Origin of the sequence: Massilia sp. UYP11, from assembly GCF_050434805.1 — a bacterium.
Taxonomy (GTDB): domain Bacteria; phylum Pseudomonadota; class Gammaproteobacteria; order Burkholderiales; family Burkholderiaceae_D; genus Telluria.
This window is the reverse complement of sequence record NZ_JBNDJE010000001.1, coordinates 688,112-706,186: the sequence shown is the minus strand read 5'-3', so window position 1 is coordinate 706,186 and position 18,075 is coordinate 688,112. Positions and strand designations below refer to the sequence as shown.

The 18,075-nt window shown below is 63.7% G+C and carries 15 protein-coding genes; 4 read left to right on the top strand and 11 right to left on the bottom strand.

Features of this window, described 5'->3' with window-relative positions:
- Nucleotides 1–23: 23 nt before the first annotated feature.
- From ABIB38_RS03120 to ABIB38_RS03100, 5 genes are read right to left on the bottom strand one after another with little or no spacing between them, the layout of a single operon-like run.
- Nucleotides 24–2,231, bottom strand: coding sequence for a type IV pilus secretin PilQ (locus tag ABIB38_RS03120; RefSeq protein ID WP_429201644.1), 2,208 nt, complete (start codon nt 2,229–2,231; stop codon nt 24–26).
- Entirely contained in the window at nt 2,228–2,779 is a 552-nt protein-coding gene (locus tag ABIB38_RS03115; RefSeq protein ID WP_429201643.1) for a pilus assembly protein PilP, read from the bottom strand. Before ABIB38_RS03115 ends, ABIB38_RS03120 begins: the two co-directional genes overlap by 4 nt.
- Entirely contained in the window at nt 2,776–3,489 is a 714-nt protein-coding gene (locus tag ABIB38_RS03110) for a type 4a pilus biogenesis protein PilO (RefSeq protein WP_429201642.1), read from the bottom strand. Before ABIB38_RS03110 ends, ABIB38_RS03115 begins: the two co-directional genes overlap by 4 nt.
- Nucleotides 3,486–4,118, bottom strand: coding sequence for a PilN domain-containing protein (locus tag ABIB38_RS03105; protein ID WP_429201641.1), 633 nt, complete (start codon nt 4,116–4,118; stop codon nt 3,486–3,488). The genes ABIB38_RS03110 and ABIB38_RS03105 overlap by 4 nt, the downstream gene beginning before the upstream one ends.
- A complete protein-coding gene (locus ABIB38_RS03100) occupies nt 4,115–5,182 on the bottom strand; it encodes a pilus assembly protein PilM (protein ID WP_429201639.1) in 1,068 nt (355 codons plus the stop codon). Before ABIB38_RS03100 ends, ABIB38_RS03105 begins: the two co-directional genes overlap by 4 nt.
- A 320-nt stretch (nt 5,183–5,502) precedes the next feature.
- Between ABIB38_RS03100 and ABIB38_RS03095 the strand changes: the two genes are divergently transcribed.
- The gene (locus ABIB38_RS03095) at nt 5,503–7,839 is read left to right on the top strand and encodes a penicillin-binding protein 1A (RefSeq protein WP_429201637.1); all 2,337 of its coding nucleotides are present in this window, start codon (nt 5,503–5,505) and stop codon (nt 7,837–7,839) included.
- Nucleotides 7,840–8,017: 178 nt separating this feature from the next.
- Here ABIB38_RS03095 and cyaY read toward each other — a convergent pair whose 3' ends face one another.
- Nucleotides 8,018–8,347 (bottom strand): iron donor protein CyaY, encoded by a 330-nt coding sequence (cyaY, locus tag ABIB38_RS03090; protein WP_429201635.1) that lies wholly within the window; start codon nt 8,345–8,347, stop codon nt 8,018–8,020.
- A 41-nt stretch (nt 8,348–8,388) separates the two neighbouring features.
- Here cyaY and lptM point away from each other — a divergent pair, with 41 nt between their 5' ends.
- From lptM to ABIB38_RS03075, 3 genes are all read left to right on the top strand, one after another.
- On the top strand, nt 8,389–8,580 hold the full coding sequence (gene lptM, locus ABIB38_RS03085) for an LPS translocon maturation chaperone LptM (RefSeq protein ID WP_429201633.1): 192 nt from the start codon (nt 8,389–8,391) through the stop codon (nt 8,578–8,580).
- Nucleotides 8,580–9,863: a diaminopimelate decarboxylase gene (gene lysA / locus ABIB38_RS03080; RefSeq protein WP_429201631.1), complete on the top strand. Its 1,284-nt coding sequence runs from the start codon at nt 8,580–8,582 to the stop codon at nt 9,861–9,863. The genes lptM and lysA overlap by 1 nt, the downstream gene beginning before the upstream one ends.
- A gap of 346 nt (nt 9,864–10,209) precedes the next feature.
- On the top strand, nt 10,210–12,198 hold the full coding sequence (locus ABIB38_RS03075; protein WP_429201629.1) for an acyltransferase family protein: 1,989 nt from the start codon (nt 10,210–10,212) through the stop codon (nt 12,196–12,198).
- A 91-nt stretch (nt 12,199–12,289) separates the two neighbouring features.
- On the opposite strand, the gene ABIB38_RS03070 is transcribed toward ABIB38_RS03075, so the two are convergent.
- The 5 genes from ABIB38_RS03070 to ABIB38_RS03050 all read right to left on the bottom strand — a co-directional run bounded on the left by ABIB38_RS03070 (nt 12,290) and on the right by ABIB38_RS03050 (nt 18,073).
- A complete protein-coding gene (locus tag ABIB38_RS03070; protein WP_429201628.1) occupies nt 12,290–12,913 on the bottom strand; it encodes a sulfite oxidase heme-binding subunit YedZ in 624 nt (207 codons plus the stop codon).
- Nucleotides 12,913–13,902, bottom strand: coding sequence for a protein-methionine-sulfoxide reductase catalytic subunit MsrP (gene msrP / locus ABIB38_RS03065; RefSeq protein WP_429201627.1), 990 nt, complete (start codon nt 13,900–13,902; stop codon nt 12,913–12,915). The genes ABIB38_RS03070 and msrP overlap by 1 nt, the downstream gene beginning before the upstream one ends.
- 86 nt (nt 13,903–13,988) lie before the next feature.
- A complete protein-coding gene (gene ccsB / locus ABIB38_RS03060; RefSeq protein WP_429201626.1) occupies nt 13,989–15,167 on the bottom strand; it encodes a c-type cytochrome biogenesis protein CcsB in 1,179 nt (392 codons plus the stop codon).
- A gap of 24 nt (nt 15,168–15,191) precedes the next feature.
- Complete coding sequence (locus tag ABIB38_RS03055; protein ID WP_429201625.1) at nt 15,192–17,285, bottom strand: cytochrome c biogenesis protein ResB; 2,094 nt, start codon at nt 17,283–17,285, stop codon at nt 15,192–15,194.
- Between the two features lie 113 nt (nt 17,286–17,398).
- The gene (locus tag ABIB38_RS03050; protein ID WP_429201624.1) at nt 17,399–18,073 is read right to left on the bottom strand and encodes a c-type cytochrome; all 675 of its coding nucleotides are present in this window, start codon (nt 18,071–18,073) and stop codon (nt 17,399–17,401) included.
- Nucleotides 18,074–18,075 lie beyond the last annotated feature (2 nt).

The window sequence follows — 18,075 nt, the reverse complement described above, 5'->3', positions numbered from 1 at the left end:
TATCGTTTGGGGTTAAGGTCGGTTCAGCGCGCGCCCGCCACGTTCTCGTTCACGATCTTCGGGGTGATGAAGACCAGCAGCTCGGTCTTGCTGTGCTCGGTGCCGGTGGTCTTGAACAGGTAGCCCAGCAGCGGGACGTCGCCCAGCAGCGGCACCTTGGTCACGTTGTTGCGCTCGGTCTGCTGGTAGATCCCGCCCAGCACCACCGTGCCGCCGTTCTCGACCATCACCTTGGTCTTGACGTGCTGGGTGTTGATCGCGAAGCCGGCGCGGGTCTCTTCCCCCTTCGAATCCTTGTTGACGTCCACTTCCAGCACCACGTTGCCGTCCGGCGTGATCTGCGGCGTCACTTCCAGGCGCAGGTTGGCCTTCTTGAACGAGATCGAGGTGGCGCCGCTGCTGGTCGCCTGCTCGTAGGGCAGCTCGACGCCCTGCTCGATCACGGCGACCTGCTTGTCCTCGGTGACCACGCGCGGGCTCGAGATGATCTTGCCCTTGCCGTCGGCTTCCAGCGCCGACAGTTCCAGGTTCAGGAAGCGATTCGCGGCCGACGAGAACAGCGAGAACGCCAGCGTCGAGGCCGGGATGCCGCCGATGCCGGCCGCCGGCAGGTTGACCATGGTGGTGTTGTCGATGCTGGTGGTCGCCGGGGTCTGGCCCGTGACCTGGCCGACGCCGGCCAGGTTGCCGCCGATGGCGACGCGCTCGTTGCCGCTGACCTGCCAGCCGGAGTCGCCGCCGCGCTGGGTGCGCAGGTCGTTGAAGCCCAGCTTGGCGCCGAGGTTGCGCGAGAAGCCGTCGTTGGCCTCGACCAGGCGCGCCTCGATCAGCACCTGCTTCGCGGCGATGTCGGTCTTCTGGATCAGTTTGCGGATGTCCTCGATCCTGGCGGCGATGTCGGTCACGAACAGCTGGTTGGTGCGCGGATCGATGATCGCGCTGCCGCGCCGCGACAGCACACGGTTGCGCCCGCCCGCGTCGCTGCCCGCGGTGGCGCCGCCGGCGTCCAGGCCGAACACGTTGCGGAACGATTCCGCCTTCTGGTAATTGAGCTGGAAGATCTCGGAGCGCAGCGGTTCGAGTTCGGCGATCTGGGCGCGCTGCTCGAGCTCGAGCTTTTCCTTGGTCAGCAGTTCTTCCTTCGGCGCGATCCACACCACGTTGCCGTTCTTGCGCTGGTCCAGGCCCTTGGCGGTCAGGATCACGTCCAGCGCCTGGTCCCACGGCACGTCCTTCAGGCGCAGGGTCAGCGAACCGGTCACCGAGTCGCTGGCGATGATGTTCAGGCCCGAGATGTCGGCCACCGCCTGCAGCGCGGCGCGCACTTCGACGTCCTGGAAATCGAACGACAGCTTCTCGCCGCGATACCCCTGCGGATTGTCGCGCGAGCCCAGGCTGCCGCGATTCGGGTCCTTCTCGACCTTGCGCACCTCGACCACGAGCTGGGAGTCGCTCTGGAATACCGACTGTTCCCAGTCGCCTTGCGCTTCCACCGTCATGCGCACGTTGTCGCCCTGGGCCTGGGTCGCGACGCGGGTGACGGGCGTGCCGAAATCGGTCACGTCCAGGCGCCGGCGGAGCGACTCCGGCAGGCGCGCATTGAGGAAGTCGACGGTCACGCCGCTGGCGGTCTGGCGCACGTCGACCGCCACCTGGTTGGCGGGCAGGTCCACCACGACCCGGCCGGCGCCATTGGCGCCACGGCGGAAGTCGAGGTCGCGCAATTGAGGACGCGTTGCGGGAAGCGCGGCCGGCCTCGCCGCCACCACCGGCACGCCGCCGGCGTCGAGCGCGCGCGCCACGCCGCCCGAGCCTTCCACGGTCACGACCACCGACTTGCCGTCGATCGTGGTCGCGTAGTTCAGGGCGCGCGCCAGGTTCAGCACCAGGCGGGTACGCTCGCCGGCCTGCACCACGTTCAGGCTGCGCACGTCGCCCAGGTTCAGCTCGTGCACCGTCTTGCCGGTGGCGTTGGCGGTGGCGCCGAAGTCGAGCGCGATCCTTGCCGGTTGAGACGGGTTGGTGATCGCGAAGCCGATCGGCGCACGCGCCGGGACCTCGCGCATGGTCACGTTGATGACGACGTTGCTGCCCTGCTGGTTGGCCGTGATCGACTCGATCGCATTGCCCTGGGCCAGGGCGGCGCCGGCGCACGTCAATAGCATGAGTGCGGCCGCGGCGCGCGCCAGCCATGCCGGCGGGGCGAAGCGAATCTTGACGTTGAAGGTCATTTACTGCTCTCCTTGTTTGCTGCGCGGCTCTGCAGCTCGATGTGGGCCATGCGCTCCACCCAGTCGCCGGTGGCGTCCTGCACCGATTCCCTGATCTCGACGGCGCCCTCGCTCACCCGCGTGACGCGCCCATAGTTCTGTCCGATCCGCTGGCCGCTGCGCACCCGGTACAGGGAGCGCTCGATCTGCAGCAGCGCGTAATGCACGCCGCCCTTCTGGATCGTGCCGACCATCCGCATCGTGTCGAGCGGGAAGGTCTCCAGCAATTCCTTCGGCCGCTCGAGATCGGGCTGGTTGGCATTGCTGCTGGCCTGCGCCATGCGCGCCATCTCGCCCAGCAGCTTGCCGGGGTCGAACGGGTCGGGCGCCTGGCGCGCATCGTAGGCATAGGGCTCGAAGTTCTTCGGTTCCGGCAGCGGCTTGACCTTCGGCACGGTCTGCTTTTCCACCTGTTTCATCCAGGCCCGGGTCTCGCCCACGCCGCCGTCGCCGCAGGCGGCCAGTAAACCGCTGGCCAGCAACAGCGCTGTCACTCGTGCGCGCATCATTTCTTGCCCCCGGTCTTGGTCTTGGCCGCGGACTTGGTCGCCCCTTTGCCCTTCTTGCCCTTCTTCTTCTCGGCCGCGCGCGTCGCGCGCTGGGCCGCCAGCTCTTCCTGGTCGAGGTAGCGGAAGGTCTTGGCCACCGCCTGCAGCCCCAGGCTGCCGTCCTTGCCGGCCAACAGGGTCAGGTTGTTCAGGGTGACGATGCGCGGCAGGTTGGCCATGTCGGCGGCAAACGCGCCCATGTCGTGGTAACGGCCGCTCACCTTGATGTCGATCGGCAGCTCGGCGTAGTAGTCGCGCACCACTTCCTGGCCCGGCTTAAACAGCTCGAACTGCAGGCCGCGGCCGACGCCCGACTGGTTGATGTCGGACAGCAGCGAATACATTTCGGACTTGCTCGGCAACTGCTTCTCCAGCCGCACCACGTACTGGTCGACCTGCGCCTTCTGCGCCTTGAGCGCTTCCAGGTTGATCGCCTGCGCCATCTTGGTCTTGTACTCGGCGCGCAGCTTTTCCTCGTCGCGCGCGCCGCGCTCCTGGGCCGCGAACTGGTCGCTCCAGTAAAAGTAGTAGCCCAGGCCGACCACCGCCGCCAGCACGCCGGCCGCGCACAGCAGGCGCGGCGCCAGCGGCCACTGGCCGGGCGAACGGCCCTGCAGGTCCTGGAACTGCGCCGCCAGCCGGGCGCCGAGTTCTTTGATGTCGATGTTCATGCCTTCTCCACCGCGCGCCTGGCCGCGGCCGGCCTGGCGCCGCTCGCGGCTTCTTCGCCCTCGTCGCTCAGGCGCGCGCGCTTGATCGACACGCCGAGCGTGAACTCGACCACCTTGCGGCTGGTCTTGCCCTGGGTGAGGGTGATCGCCCGGACTTCGGTCAGGTCCGGGTTCTGCAGCCATGCCGAGCCGCTCGACAGGTTGCGCAGCAGCTCGGCCACCCGCTCCTGCGACTGGGCGTTGCCGGTCAGGATCACGCGCTGGCCGCTCTGCTTGACCGATTTCAGGTGCACGCCTTCCGGCGTCTGGCGCACCAGCTCGTCGAGCAGGTGGACCGGCTGGTTGCGGTCGCCCTGCAAGTCCTCGACCGCCTGCTGGCGCGCCTGCAGGGCCGCGATCTCTTCCTTCAGGTTGGTGATCTCGCTGATCTTCTTGTCCAACTCCGCGCTGGCCTTTTTCAACACGTCGTTGCGCTGGTTCTGGACCGAGATCTGGCTGGCGTTATAAGCGCCAACCAGCATCACCACGATGGCGCCCAGCACGCCGCCCAGCGCCAGCAGGGCGACGAAGGCGGTCTGCTTCTGCTTGCGCTTGGCCTCGCGATGGGGCAGCAGGTTAATCCGGATCATGCGCCGAACCTCCGCAGCGCCAGGCCGCAGGCGACCAGATAGGCCGGGCCGTCCTGGCGCAGCTGGTGTTCGCGCACGCCGGCGCCGAGCTGCATGCCCTCGAACGGCGCCGCGAGCAGCGTCGGCAGGCGGGTGCGGGCGGCCACGACGTCGAGGATCCCGGGCAGCAGCGCGCAGCCGCCGGCCAGGTACAGCTGGTCGATCCGGGTATACGGGGTCGAGGTGTAGAAGAACTGGATGGCGCGCGTGATTTCCAGCGCCGCGCTGTCCAGGAACGGCGCCAGGATGTCGGCGCGGTAGTTCTCGGGCAGGTCGCCCGCCTTCTTGCGCGTCTCGGCTTCTTCGAACGCCATGCCGTAGCCGCGCACGATGTCCTGGGTCAGCGCATTGCCGCCGAACGGCTGCTCGCGCTCGTAGACCGCTTCGCCGTTCAGCAGCACCGACACGTGGGTGGCGTGGGCGCCGATCTGGAACAGCGCCACGATCTGGTCCGGCCGCGGCAGGGCGGCGTGTTCGAGCGCGCTGCGCGCGGCGTACGACTCGATGTCCATCACGGTGGCGGTGAGGCCGGCGGCTTCGGCGATCGCGACCCGGTCCTCGACCTTCTCGCGGCGCGCGGCGGCCAGCATCACTTCCATGTCGTCCAGCGAATTCGCGGCCGGGCCGATCACGTCGAAGTCGAGGCTGACCTCATCGAGCGCGAACGGGATATACTGGCTGGCCTCGGACTCGACCTGCACTTCCAACTGGTCTTCCGATAAACCGGCCGGCAGGATGATCTTCTTGGTGATCACGGCGGCGGGCGGCATGCCGAGCGCCACGTGGCGGGCGCGGGTGCCGCTCTTTTTCCAGACCCGGCGTACCGCATCGGCGACCTGGTCCATGTTTTCGATATTGCCGTCCACCACGGCGCCGCGCGGCAGCGCCTCGGTGGCGTAGCGCTCCAGGCGCACGATACCCTTGCCGGCGTCGGCCAGCTCGACCAGGCGGACGCCGGACGTGCTGATATCGAGCCCGGCCATCGGCGGGCTCGACTGTCCAAACAAGGACCCCAGATTGATCACCAATACACTCCTGTGGCTGCAGAATGAGCTTGAAATGCCCGGAATTGGGTGTTGTCGTAAATAAAACAGCTATTTACTTCTTATAACTTTCTTATAAAAATCCGATACTTACGTGCAGCACCGCTTCGGATCGTAGCAACAAAGGATGACGACGGACAAGAAGTTTCTGCACTGGAACACTTTATTCCGGGGCGTGCGCACCACACTCCGGCGTTTTCTTGCCAGGACAATATTGCCTTTGAGTTCTCTTAAGCTCTGGCGAGTATCGGGCACTAAACCGCTGCCTTATAATGAGGCGGATCAACAAAGCGAAAGTCAGCATGAAAGAGAAACAAGCGGCATCCTCTGCCTCCTCCTCGAAGTTCAGCCCCAAGCGGCTGATCCTGATGGCCATCGCCGGCCTGTTCGGCCTGGGCGCCATCGGCGTGCTGGTCGTCGTGTTCGCCCTCGCGATGGCCTACCCGAACCTGCCGGCGCTGGACACCATCACCGACTACCGGCCCAAGATGCCGCTGCGTATCTTTACGGCCGATAACGTCCTGATCGGCGAGTTCGGCGAGGAGCGCCGCACCCTGGTCCACTTCAAGGACATCCCGGACGTCATGAAGAAGGCGGTGCTGTCGATCGAGGACGACCGCTTCTACGAGCACAGCGGCATCGACTACTGGGGCATCCTGCGCGCCGCCTTCCACAACGCCACCAGCGGCTCGCGCCAGGGCGCCTCGACCATCACCCAGCAGGTCGCGCGCAACTTTTTCCTGTCGTCCGAGCAGACCTTCAAGCGCAAGGCCTACGAGGCCCTGCTGGCCTGGAAGATCGAGAAGAACCTCTCCAAGGACCAGATCCTCGAGCTGTACATGAACCAGATCTACCTGGGCCAGCGCGCCTTCGGCTTCCAGTCGGCGGCCCAGATCTATTTCGGCAAGGACCTGCGCGACATCAGCGTGGCCGAAGCGGCCATGCTGGCCGGCCTGCCGAAGGCGCCATCTGCCTACAACCCGGTGGTCAACCCGACCCGCGCCAAGACCCGCCAGCAATACATCCTGCAGCGCATGCACCAGCTCGGCTACATCAGCGATGCGCAGTTCGCCCAGGCGAAGGCGGAGCCGCTCAAGATCAAGTCGGACAGCACCGCTTTCGGCGTGCACGCCGAATACGTGGCCGAGATGGCGCGCCAGCTGGTCTACGAACAGTTCAAGGAAGACACCTATACCCGCGGCCTGAACGTGTTCACCACCATCACCAAGGCCGACCAGGACGCCGCCTACCTGGCGCTACGCCGCGGCGTGATGGACTACGAGCGCCGCCGCCCCTACCGCGGCCCCGAATCGTTCATCGACATCCCGGGGGCCAAGCTTGACGCGGATGAAGCGATCGAAGCCGAGCTGGCCGAGCATCCGGACAGCGACAACATCATCGCCGCCGTCGTGCTGCAGGCCTCCCCGACGCAAGTCCAGGCGACCATCGCCTCGGGCGACACGATCACCATCACCGGTCCGGGCCTCGCCTTCGCGCGCGCCTGGCTGTCCGACAAGGCGGCCCCGAACCGCCGCGTGCGCCGCGGCGCCGTGATCCGCGTGATGCAGGACGACGAGTCGAAGTGGCTGATCACCCAGATGCCGGAAGTCGAATCGGCCTTCGTGGCGGCCAATACCGAGGACGGTTCGATCCGCGCCCTGGTCGGCGGCTTCGACTTCAACCGCAACAAGTTCAACCACGTGACGCAGGCCTGGCGCCAGCCGGGTTCCTCGTTCAAGCCGTTCATCTATTCGGCGTCGCTCGAGCGCGGCCTGTCGCCGGCGACGATCGTCAACGACGCCCCGATCAGCTTCGATGCCGGCCAGACCGGCGGCCAGGCCTGGGCGCCGAAGAACTACGACAACAAGTACGAAGGCCCGATGACCATGCGGCGCGGCCTGACCTCGTCGAAGAACATGATCTCGATCCGCATCCTGAACAAGATCGGCGCGCGCTACGGCCAGGAATATGCGGCCCGCTTCGGCTTCGAGCCGGAGCGAAATCCGGCGTACCTGACCCTGGCGCTGGGCGCCGGCGCGACCACGCCGCTGCAGATGGCCGGCGCCTACGCGGTATTCGCCAACGGCGGCTACCGCATCAGCCCCTACCTGATCTCGAAGGTCACCGACAGCGACGGCAAGGTGCTGTCCGAGGCGCGCCCGGCGCGCGCCGGCATTGAGGCGAACCGCGTGATCGACGCCCGCAACGCCTTCCTGATGGACAGCATGCTCAAGGACGTGGTGCGCTACGGCACCGCGGCCAAGGCGATGGCGCTCAAGCGCACCGACCTGGCGGGCAAGACCGGCACCACCAACGACTCGATCGACGCCTGGTTCGCCGGCTACCAGCCGAAGGTGGTGGGCATCGCCTGGATGGGCTACGACAAGCCGCGCAACCTGGGCGCGCGCGAGACCGGCGGCGGCCTGGCGCTGCCGATCTGGATCGACTACATGCAGAAGGCGCTCAAGGGCGAGCCGAACGTCGAACGCGAGGTGCCGGCCGGGCTGGTGCAGTACGGTTCGGATTACTATTACGCCGAGACCCCCCCGGGCAGCGGGGTCGAGACGCTGGACGTCGGCCCGCCGCCGGCGCCGGAGCAGCAGAAGGAGCGTGATGCGGTGAGGAACGAGTTGTTCTGATCACGCGCTTCATCGTTGGCTTGTCAACGTCGTCCCCGCGGAGGCGGGGACCCAAGTCACCAGCTCTGCCACTACGTTTGAGTTAAGTGGTGTGCAGGCAAACTTGGGTCCCCGCCTTCGCGGGGACGACTTTCTTCCGCCAACAAAAAAAGGGAGCCTCAGGCTCCCCAGCGTCAGATCAAACCAGCGACACCTGCGCCCCGCCCTGCTCGCTCGCATAGGTCGACAATGACGCAAAGAACTCGCTGTCGTCGCGCGTATTGCGCCACGTGTCGCCCACGCGCTTGTAGTGGTAGCCGCCCGAGCGCGCCGCCACCCACATTTCCTGCAGCGGCGCCTGGCTGTTGACGATGATCTTGGAACCGTTGTCGATGAACTCGATCTCCAGCACATTGCCGCTGCGTTTGCATTCGACGTCGATCACGTCCTCGTCGTTCAGGCGATCGAAGGCTTCCTCGATCTGCTTGAGGGTCAGGTCGGCAAGGTCCAAAAATTCGGTTTCGGTCATGCTACACTCCAAAATCTGCTAATCAAACCGTGATTCTAATCGTGAAGTCCTCTCTTGCGCTTCTCCCGTTCGCTGTTTTGCTCGCCGCCCTGTCGGGCTGCGGCCAGACCGGCGACCTGTACATGCCGACGCCGCCGGCCAGGCCCGCATCGGCGCCGCCCGCGGCCCCGGTCGACCAGCCACCCCAACCCGTCCCTTCGAACAACGCTTCCACGCCCGCACCGCACCGCTGATGTCCTACTTCTCGCACCAAGACGGCGTCCTGCACGCCGAAAACGTCTCGCTGTCCGCCATCGCGGAACAATTCGGCACGCCGACCTACGTTTACTCGAAAGCCGCCCTGCTCGACAACTTCAGCGCCTACCACGACGCCTGCCAGGGCCGCGACGCCCTGGTCTGCTACGCGATGAAGGCCAACTCGAACCTGGCCGTGCTCGACCTGCTGGCGCGCCAGGGAGCGGGCTTCGACATCGTCTCGGGCGGCGAGCTGCTGCGCGTGATCGCGGCCGGCGGCGACCCGGGCAAGACCATTTTTTCAGGCGTCGGCAAGACGATTGAAGAGATGAACCTTGCGTTGGAAAAGGGCATCCTGTGCTTCAACGTCGAATCGATCCCTGAACTGCACCGCCTGAACGAGGTCGCCGGCAAGCTCGGCATGCGCGCGCCGGTCTCGCTGCGCGTGAACCCGAACGTCGACGCCAAGACCCACCCGTATATTGCGACCGGCCTGAAGGCCAACAAGTTCGGCGTGGCGTTCGACGATGCGCTGGACACCTACCGCACCGCCGCCAGCCTGCCGCACCTGGACGTGGTCGGCATCGACTGCCATATCGGCTCGCAGCTGCTGGACGACGCCCCGCTGCTCGAAGCCCTCGACAAGCTGATCGAGCTGATCGACACCCTGCATGCAGAGGGCATCGACCTGCACCACCTGGACATCGGCGGCGGCATCGGCGTCGACTACGGCGTGGCCGGCGACAAGCCGCCGGTGCCGGTGGGCGACTATCTGGGCCGCCTGTTCGCGCGCATCGACGCCTGGCGCGCGGAGAAACACGGCGGCCGGCCGATCAAGGTGATCTTCGAGCCGGGCCGCTCGATCGTGGCCAGTGCCGGCGTGCTGCTGACCAGGACCGAATTCCTGAAACCGGGCGCCGAGAAGAACTTCTGCATCGTCGACGCCGCGATGAACGACCTGATGCGTCCGACCCTGTACCAGGCCTGGATGGGCGTGCAGGCGGTGATCCCGCGCGACGGCGAAAAACTGGTGTGGGACATCGTCGGCCCGGTGTGCGAGTCGGGCGACTGGCTGGCGCGCGAGCGCGCGCTGGCGCTCGAACCGGGCGACCTGCTGGCCATCATGACGGCCGGCGCCTACGGCATGACGATGGCGTCGAACTACAACACCCGCGGCCGGGCGGCCGAGGTGGTCGTCGATGGTGGCGTCACCCACCTGGTGCGCCGGCGCGAGACGCCGGCTGAGGTGTTTGCGCTCGAAACCATGATCACCCAGGCATAGCGGCAAACCATACCGGCTTTCCTTCCTCGCATCACCGGCATCTTCCGGTGGTGCGCCACGCCTTTCGGCCAGCGGCCATTGGGCAGCGCCAGATGACGGCGCCATCGCGCCAACCTTCCAGACCATCAACACTGACAGAGAACGCCCTGTTCCGGTTCATCGAAGGTTTTATAGCCGTCGATAACGTGATGAAAACGTAAATTCCCTTCAATCAGATATCACCTTGTGATGTATTTATGGCACAAATGATTGAAGTCAAATGATGAGAAAATTAAATATATTGCACTACTCATTGTCATGAGTATAATTCTTTCTTGCAATTTTTAATAACTTCTCGGAATTTTGTATGGCCCAGTCAATCGTTAGGGTTCGCGCCGACATTCAGGCACTGCGAGGACTTGCCGTGCTTGCCGTGGTTTTCTACCACGCGAAAATAGGCGCACTCGATGGCGGTTATCTTGGCGTGGACATCTTCTTCGTTCTGTCGGGATTCTTGATTACGAGTCTGATCAAAAAGGCTGTCGAGGATAATAGTTTCAGCTACAAGTCGTTCCTGACTCGGCGTGCGAAACGGCTGCTGCCCGCAGCTTTTGTCACTTTCTTATTGACCTCGCTAGCAGCGCCATTCATTCTTGGTGCTCAGGAGCTCGCAGATTTTTGGCATCAATTATTCGGCGCATTGACCTTCTCGGCCAACTTTGTACTAACGAACCAATCAGGGTACTTTTCCGGCGCGGCCGAGTTAAAACCGCTTCTGCATGTCTGGTCGTTGGCGGTTGAAGAGCAATATTACTTTATCCTTCCTGCGATCTTCCTGGTTTTCCCCAGGCGAGCCTGGCTCCCTGTCCTGGCCTTGCTGACAATGGCCAGCATAGCCCTGTGCTACGTCCACAAAGGCGAGGCGTCGACGTTTTTCCTGCTGCCGACTCGTGCATGGGAACTGCTTATCGGTTCACTGGGCGTGTTTCTGATCGAGCTTCGATGGATCAGAGTCCTTGCTGGAAAGCTGGCGATTTTTTCGGCACTCGGGCTCCTGGCCTGTCTCATCCTGACGTTCTATTCGTTTCACCCTGGTCCGCAGGCATTATTGATCTGTCTCGGTACACTTGGTGTCATACTGGCCCGCCATCCCTTGTTACAACGTGGCGTGATCATCGAAACACTGCATAAGGTGGGAGATATTTCTTACTCCCTTTATCTGGTTCACTGGCCGATTTTTGCCTTCTATAACAACGTCGTACTTGGCAATGAAAATACGCTCACCCAGTACTTGATCCGGGCCGCGTTGATTGTCTTGTCGTTCTTGCTGGCGTGGATACTGCACCGTCATGTCGAAGAGCCGTTCAGGCATGGCAATCTGCGTGTTTCCTACCGTCCTGCCATTGCGGCCACCTGCGTGACAGTAATGGCTTTGGGCGTGGCACAGGCTGTTATTCCAAAAAATCCTGAAAAAGACTATGCGTTTAGCCGGCGCGCCAATACGGGATTCGCGCCGGCATGTGCAAGTACAACGCATTTTCTTCCCAGCGAATCGTGCCAAAATTCAGAAACACCGACGGTACTTGTATGGGGAGACTCGTTTGCGATGCATCTCATTCCGGGCTTGTCACACAAATCCATCTACCCGAAACACATTGTGCAGGCCACGATGGGACGTTGCGGTCCGTTGATTGGCTTGGCATCAATCGAGTTCAATAGCGAGCGCTGGGCCAAAAAATGCATCGAGTTCAATGATACGGTTCTTTCATATTTGAAGAAAAACCCGGAGATTCATACCGTTATTCTTTCCAGCCCTCTGACGCAATATACGAGAAATACGACTGTACTTGAGCGGGTTGCGCTGGGTGACGAACCAACTCAGGTTACAGGCACGCTGCCAAAAGGTCATGCAGGTTTGGCGAGGACTGTCAGTGCGATCCGCACATTGGGGCGTGATGTCATTCTGGTTGCACCACCTCCTTCAGCAGGTTTCGATATTGGTCGTTGCCTGGAACGGCGAGATCGAGGACAGTGGATTGGCGGCGTCGATGAACAATGCAGAATCAAACGCGAACAGTACGCGCAGCATAGTGGTAACGTATTAGCATTGCTTGATCGGGTAGAGAAAGAAATACATCTGCCAATCGTGCGATTCGATGCCATCTTGTGCGACGATCAGTTTTGCCGTACTCGTATCGACGACGTCAGCCTATATCGTGACGAAGGGCATTTATCTTACGAGGGATCGATCGCATTATTTGGGCTTGCAGAAACACAATTACAACTCCGGCGTGCCATACAACAGAGCGCAGAACTGTCCAGACAGACGGCCGAGCGCTTGGCAACAGCAAAATAATGCTCGTCTTATTGCCGCGCAGACTGCAGACGGTGTCCATACGCATCCTGCCAGTCATGCGCCCCGGTTACGGGAATTTGCCGGGGTACAGTCAAACGCCAACAGTTTGTGGCTTGCGCCTGACATGCCAGAACACGCGCAGCCCCAGCAGCACGGCGACGATGGCCCCGAACAGGATCGGCTGCGCGAAGTCGCTCTTGCCCTCTTTCATCCACCAGTAGTGCAGGATCGCCAGCGGACCGATCGCATAGATCAGCCGGTGCAGCCATCGCCAGCGCTTGCCGCCGAGGCGCTTGATCATCGCATTGGTCGACGTGGCTGCCAGCGGGATCAGGAGCACGAAGGCGATGAAGCCGACCAGGATGAACGGCCGCTTCACCACGTCGGCCAGCATCGCCGCGACGTCGAAGAAATGGTCGAACCACAGGAAGGCGATGAAGTGCACCAGCGCATAGAAGAAGGTGAACAGGCCGACCATGCGCCGCAGTTTCAGCAACCAGTTCCAGCCCGAAAGGCGGCGCAGCGGCGTGACCGCCAGCGTGATGCACAGGAAGTACAAGGCCCATTCGCCGCTGGTCCCGGTGATCTCCGCCAGCGGATCGGTGAAGGCGCCGGTGGCCGTCCCCCATACGAGGCGCGCGAACGGCAGCAGCGCCAGCACGAAGACGACAACCTTGACCCACCCGACCTGTTGATTGGAAAGCTGGAGCGCCATCAGTAATAGCGTTTCAGGTCCATGCCCGTGTAGAGCGAAGCGACCTGGTCATAGCCATTGAACATGAGCGTCTTGCGCTTGGGCTGGAACAGGCCGGTCTCGCCGATGCGGCGCTCGCTCGCCTGCGACCAGCGCGGATGGTCGACGTTCGGGTTCACGTTCGAATAGAAACCGTATTCGCGCGGCGCCGAGTCGTTCCAGGCGGTGCGCGGCTGGCGCGACACCAGGCGGATGCGCACGATCGACTTGGCCGACTTGAAGCCGTATTTCCAGGGCACGACGAGGCGCACCGGCGCGCCGTTCTGGTTCGGCAGCACCTGGCCGTACATGCCCATGGTCAGGAGGGTCAGCGGATGCATGGCTTCGTCGATGCGCAGGCCCTCGACGTACGGCCAGTCGAGCACGCCGCTTCTCAGGCCCGGCATCTGCTTGCGGTCGGCCAGGGTGGTGAATTCGACGAACTTGGCGTTGCCAGTCGGCTCGACCTGCTTGAGCAGGTTCGACAGTGAGTAGCCGATCCAGGGAATGACCATCGACCAGCCTTCGACGCAGCGCAGGCGGTAGATGCGTTCCTCGAGCGGGGCCAGCTTGAGCAGGCTGTCGATGTCGAGCGTGAGCGGCTTGTTGACCTCACCCTCGATGCGCACGGTCCACGGGCGGGTGCGCAGGGTGTGCGCGTTCTCGGCCGGGTCGCTCTTGTCGAGGCCGAACTCATAGAAATTGTTGTAGCCGGCGGCGTCCTTGAACGGGGTCTGCTTCTCGTCGGTGGACAGCGCCACGTTGGCGCGCGCCGCCAGTTTCTGGGCGCCGCCGCTCGCTGCAGCCTGGGCGAACGCTTCGCGGTTGGCCATCTCCCACATGCCGCTGCCGACTGCCGCCGTGGCCGCCATGCGGGTGATGAACTGGCGCCGCCCTTCGTACACCGCTTGCGGCGTGATCTCGGACGGGAACGGGAGGTCGATCCCGTTCGGATTGCGTTTGAAGAGCATGACTGGCCTCGCGAACTATTGGTGCTTCAACATTACACCAAGTTCGCTTAAGCCAGCGTTAGGCGGCCAACGTTGGCCGCGACGGATTACAGCTCGCCGTACGAGTGCAGCCCCGACAGGAACATGTTCACGCCCAGGAAGGCGAAGGTGGTCACCAGCAAGCCCACCACCGCCCACCAGGCCGCCACGCGGCCGCGCAGGCCGGTCATCAGGCGCATGTGCAGCCAGGCCGCGTAGTTGAGCCAGACGATCAGGGCCCAGGTCTCTTTCGGGTCCCACGACCAGTAGCCGCCCCAGGCCTCGGCCGCCCACAGGGCGCCCAGGATGGTGGCGACGGTGAAGAAGGCGAAGCCGATCGAGATCGACTTGTACATCACGTCATCGAGCACCTCGAACGACGGCAGGCGGTCGGCCAGGATGCCGTGCGACTTGAGCAGGTAGGCGGTGGCGACCATCGCCGCCAGGGCGAAGGTGCCGTAGCCGATGAAGTTGGCCGGGACGTGGATCTTCATCCACCAGCTCTGCAGTGCCGGGACCAGCGGCTGGATCTGGGCGGCGTCGCGCGACACCGTGTACCACAGCAGGAATGCCACGGCGGCGGCGATGATCAGCATCACGAACGGGCCCAGCTGGCGGGTGGCGTAGTGTTCTTCGTAGTACAGGTGGAACAGCGCGGTGATGATCGCGAACAGGATGAACACTTCGTACAGGTTCGACACCGGAATGTGGCCCACGTCCGGCCCGATCAGGTAGCTTTCGTACCAGCGCACCATCATGCCGACCGAGCCGATCACGATCGCGGCCCAGCACAGGTTGGCGCCGACGCCGCCGCCGAACTTGCCGCGGCTGAGCAGGCCGACCCAATAGAACCCGGTGGAGAACATGAACAGCGCGCTCATCCACAGGATGGCCGAACCGCTCGACAGCATGTATTTCAGGAAGAACTTCTGCTCGGCCGCCGCCAGGTTGCCGCCGTACATCGAGATCGCAGCCAGCGACAGCACGCCGACCAGCGGCACCAGCCAGCGCATCGGCTTCCAGTACCAGCCCAGCGCCGCGAACACGGGCGCGGTACAGATCAGGATGACTTCTTCATAGATGTCCATGAAATGGCCGTACTGGACCTGTGCGTACAGGGCCGCCGCCAGCAGCGCGACGCCGTACAGCCAGTCGGCCGCGCTCAGGCGGCGAAAGTACCCGACCTTTTCCTGGTATTTGTCGGTCGAGCGCGCCGGAGCGCCATTTTTCGTTTGGGCCAGTTCCATCATTTTCTCCACATCGTCGCCTGCTTATGCCGGTTGCGGCAGCTTGACCGACAAGTCTTCGTACTCGCGCTCGAAATCGAGCGTCTTGCGCTGGGTGCTTATCGCCATCAGGGCCTGTGCGCCGCCGCCATCCACGTCGCGCACCCAGATCCAGACGCGCCGTTCACGGATATAGAACATCGCGAACACGCCCAGCGTCAGCAGCAGGCAACCGAAGTAGACCACATTCTTACCCGGCGAGCGCGTCATCTGCAATACCGACGCCTTCACTTCGGTGAAATCGTCCAGCTGCAAGTAGACCGGGGCGCCGTACAGGAAGCTGTCGGACAAGGCATTGGTGGCCAGTTGCAGGAAGCGGCCGCTGGCCTCGAGCGGCTCGGCGGGGGCGTCGCCGTTCCTTTCGCGCGCCACCTGCCACAGCTCCCACAACGCGCCGTTGAGCATCTTCATGAAGATGCCGGCCGCCTTTTCCTGCTCGGCCTGCGGGACCTGTTCCAGGAAGCGGGCCACGCCGACGAAACCGCCGCGGCCATCGGCGCCTGCGAAGATGTCGAGCGTGCGCGCGGCCGACTCCCGCAGCTGGCCGGCCAGCGCGCCGCCGCGCTGCTCGGCGCTCAGCGCGCGGCTGGCGTAGCGGGTTGCCGCTTCCTGGCGCGCGGCCGGATCGGACAGCGCCGCGCGCAGGCGCATCCAGTCGCCCACGCCGTGGCGCTCGTCGGCCGGGATGCGCAGGAAACTGAAGTTGTCGGACGGGTTCGCGCGCACGCCGGCCAGGTAGACCTGGGCGCCTTCGAGGGTCAGCGGCTGCATGTAGTTCATGTACTCGCGCGCCTGGCCGGTGTGGTCGCGCAGCTTGTATTGCACGCTGGGGCCGACGTTCTTCAGGTCCTTGTTGGCGTCCGGGTCGGCCGCCGCGCCCGAAGCCTTGCCCAGGGTCGCGCTCAATTGCGCGTTGAGCGAGGTGTTCTTGCTCACCGCGCGCGTGTCGTTACCCTGTGCAATGTTCTCGACGTTAAAGGGACGGAAGCCCGACCACTCGACCGCATAGGTGTCCTTGCCGAACGTGAGTTCGGTAGCGCTATTGACTTCGCCTTCGATCGGGAAGCTGGCCGCGCTGGCGCCCGTCATCGGGAAACCGGTCAGCCTGAGTTTGCTGCCGCCATCGTCAAAGCTCGACTGGTAGACCGCGATGCCCTTGTAGATCAGCGGATGGTTGACCTTGATGGTCGATTCGAAGGTGCGGCCGGTTTCCAGGTCGTGCACCACGACGTCGCTGGCGAACAGCTTGGGCATGCCGGTCGAGTAGAACTCGATGTGGAATTTCTTGAGCTCGATCCCGAACGGCAATTCCTGCACCAGCACGCCGGACGGCTGGTTCAGGATCGCGGTATGGCTGGTCTGGCCCTCGGCGATCGCGGTATTGCCGCGAAAGCTGGGATTGCTGGTGCCCAGGCGGTGCTGGGCCGGGATCTCGGCGATCACGCCGCTGCCGGTGAACGGCGTCTTGCCGAAGAACCACTGCTGGGCACGCACGGGCAGTTCCGAATCTAGCATGCCGCCGAGCAAGATCACGATGATCGAGGAATGGGCGAAGATGTAGCCGAACTTGTTGCCGGCGCCCTTCTTGGCCGACACCAACGTGGCGCCCTCCTTCTCGACGATCTTGGTGGCATAGCCGGCGTGGCGCAGGCGCAACGCGCTCTGCTCGGCCAGAGCGGTGCGCGACAGCGGCGCCTGCCACTCGGCCTTGTGGTGGAAATTGCGCAGCGATTCGACACGCACGTTGTCGCGCCAGCTGCGCATATCGCGCAGCATCTTCGGCGTGTTGCGCACCACACACAGCGCGGTCGAGACGATCAGCACCACCAGGATGACCAGGAACCACCAGCTCGAATAGACGTTGTACAGGCCGAGCCTGTCGAAGATCCCGAACCAGAACGGCCCGAACTGGTTCACGTAATTGGGCATCGGCTCGTTCTGCTTGAGCACGGTGCCAATGACGGAGGCGATGGAGATGATGGTGAGCAGGCTGATCGCGAAGCGCATCGACGAGATCAGCTCGACGGTGTCGGCCAGCCAGCGGCGGCGGGTGTTCAGTTCGATTCCGGTGGTGCTCATACTCTACAACTTTCATCTTGCGCGGGCCCGCGCGTGGAAAAAAGGGCGTCAGCTCGACGCTGCCGCCCTCTTCCGTTCATCTCATGCTCATGCGTAGCGCCAAAGCGACACTTTTAGCGTAAGCCGGCGATATAGTCTGCCACTGCACGCATCTCTTCCGGCGACATCCGTTGCGACAGCACCGTCATCTGCGGGCTGTTGGCGCGGGCGCCGGTCTTGAATGCTTCCAGCTGGGCGGTGGTGTAATCCTGGTGCTGGCCGGCCAGGCGCGGGTATTGCGCCGGGATGCCGTTGGCGGTGGCGCCATGACAGCTGGCGCAGGCAGCCACGCCTTTTTCCGCAATGCCGCCGCGATAGATCTTGCGGCCCAGCTCCACGGTTTCCTTGTTTTTCGCCGCACCCGGTTTGTGCGCCTGCGTCGCGAGCCAGGCTGCGATATCCTTCTTCTCCTGCTCCGTCAGCATCTTGGCATAGGTCGTCATGATGGGCTGCTGGCGGTGCGCGGTCGTGAAGTCGACCAGCTGCTTGTGGGTATACGTCGCGAACTGGCCAGACAGTTTCGGATTGACCGCGATCGTCGAATTGCCGGCCGCGCCGTGGCAGGACAGGCAGGACGGCAGGCCGCGTGCCGGGTCGCCGGTTTCGTACAAGACGCCGCCCTTGGCTGGATCGGCTTTGACCGCTGGCGCGGTTGCGGCGGACGCCGCCATCGCCGCCGGTAATCCCCCGAACACAGTGAGCGAAGCCAGCAACAGTGTTTTGAGCAGGGGAGACGACAAGCGATTCATAA

What these genes read in the sequence shown, in the direction of transcription:
- ABIB38_RS03120 (WP_429201644.1), bottom strand. Translation starts at nt 2,231, where the DNA reads ATGACCTTCAACGTCAAGATTCGCTTCGCCCCGCCGGCATGGCTGGCG.
- ABIB38_RS03115 (WP_429201643.1), bottom strand. Translation starts at nt 2,779, where the DNA reads ATGATGCGCGCACGAGTGACAGCGCTGTTGCTGGCCAGCGGTTTACTG.
- ABIB38_RS03110 (WP_429201642.1), bottom strand. Translation starts at nt 3,489, where the DNA reads ATGAACATCGACATCAAAGAACTCGGCGCCCGGCTGGCGGCGCAGTTC.
- ABIB38_RS03105 (WP_429201641.1), bottom strand. Translation starts at nt 4,118, where the DNA reads ATGATCCGGATTAACCTGCTGCCCCATCGCGAGGCCAAGCGCAAGCAG.
- ABIB38_RS03095 (WP_429201637.1), top strand. Translation starts at nt 5,503, where the DNA reads ATGAAAGAGAAACAAGCGGCATCCTCTGCCTCCTCCTCGAAGTTCAGC.
- cyaY (WP_429201635.1), bottom strand. Translation starts at nt 8,347, where the DNA reads ATGACCGAAACCGAATTTTTGGACCTTGCCGACCTGACCCTCAAGCAG.
- lysA (WP_429201631.1), top strand. Translation starts at nt 8,580, where the DNA reads ATGTCCTACTTCTCGCACCAAGACGGCGTCCTGCACGCCGAAAACGTC.
- ABIB38_RS03075 (WP_429201629.1), top strand. Translation starts at nt 10,210, where the DNA reads ATGGCCCAGTCAATCGTTAGGGTTCGCGCCGACATTCAGGCACTGCGA.
- ABIB38_RS03070 (WP_429201628.1), bottom strand. Translation starts at nt 12,913, where the DNA reads ATGGCGCTCCAGCTTTCCAATCAACAGGTCGGGTGGGTCAAGGTTGTC.
- msrP (WP_429201627.1), bottom strand. Translation starts at nt 13,902, where the DNA reads ATGCTCTTCAAACGCAATCCGAACGGGATCGACCTCCCGTTCCCGTCC.
- ccsB (WP_429201626.1), bottom strand. Translation starts at nt 15,167, where the DNA reads ATGGAACTGGCCCAAACGAAAAATGGCGCTCCGGCGCGCTCGACCGAC.
- ABIB38_RS03055 (WP_429201625.1), bottom strand. Translation starts at nt 17,285, where the DNA reads ATGAGCACCACCGGAATCGAACTGAACACCCGCCGCCGCTGGCTGGCC.
- ABIB38_RS03050 (WP_429201624.1), bottom strand. Translation starts at nt 18,073, where the DNA reads ATGAATCGCTTGTCGTCTCCCCTGCTCAAAACACTGTTGCTGGCTTCG.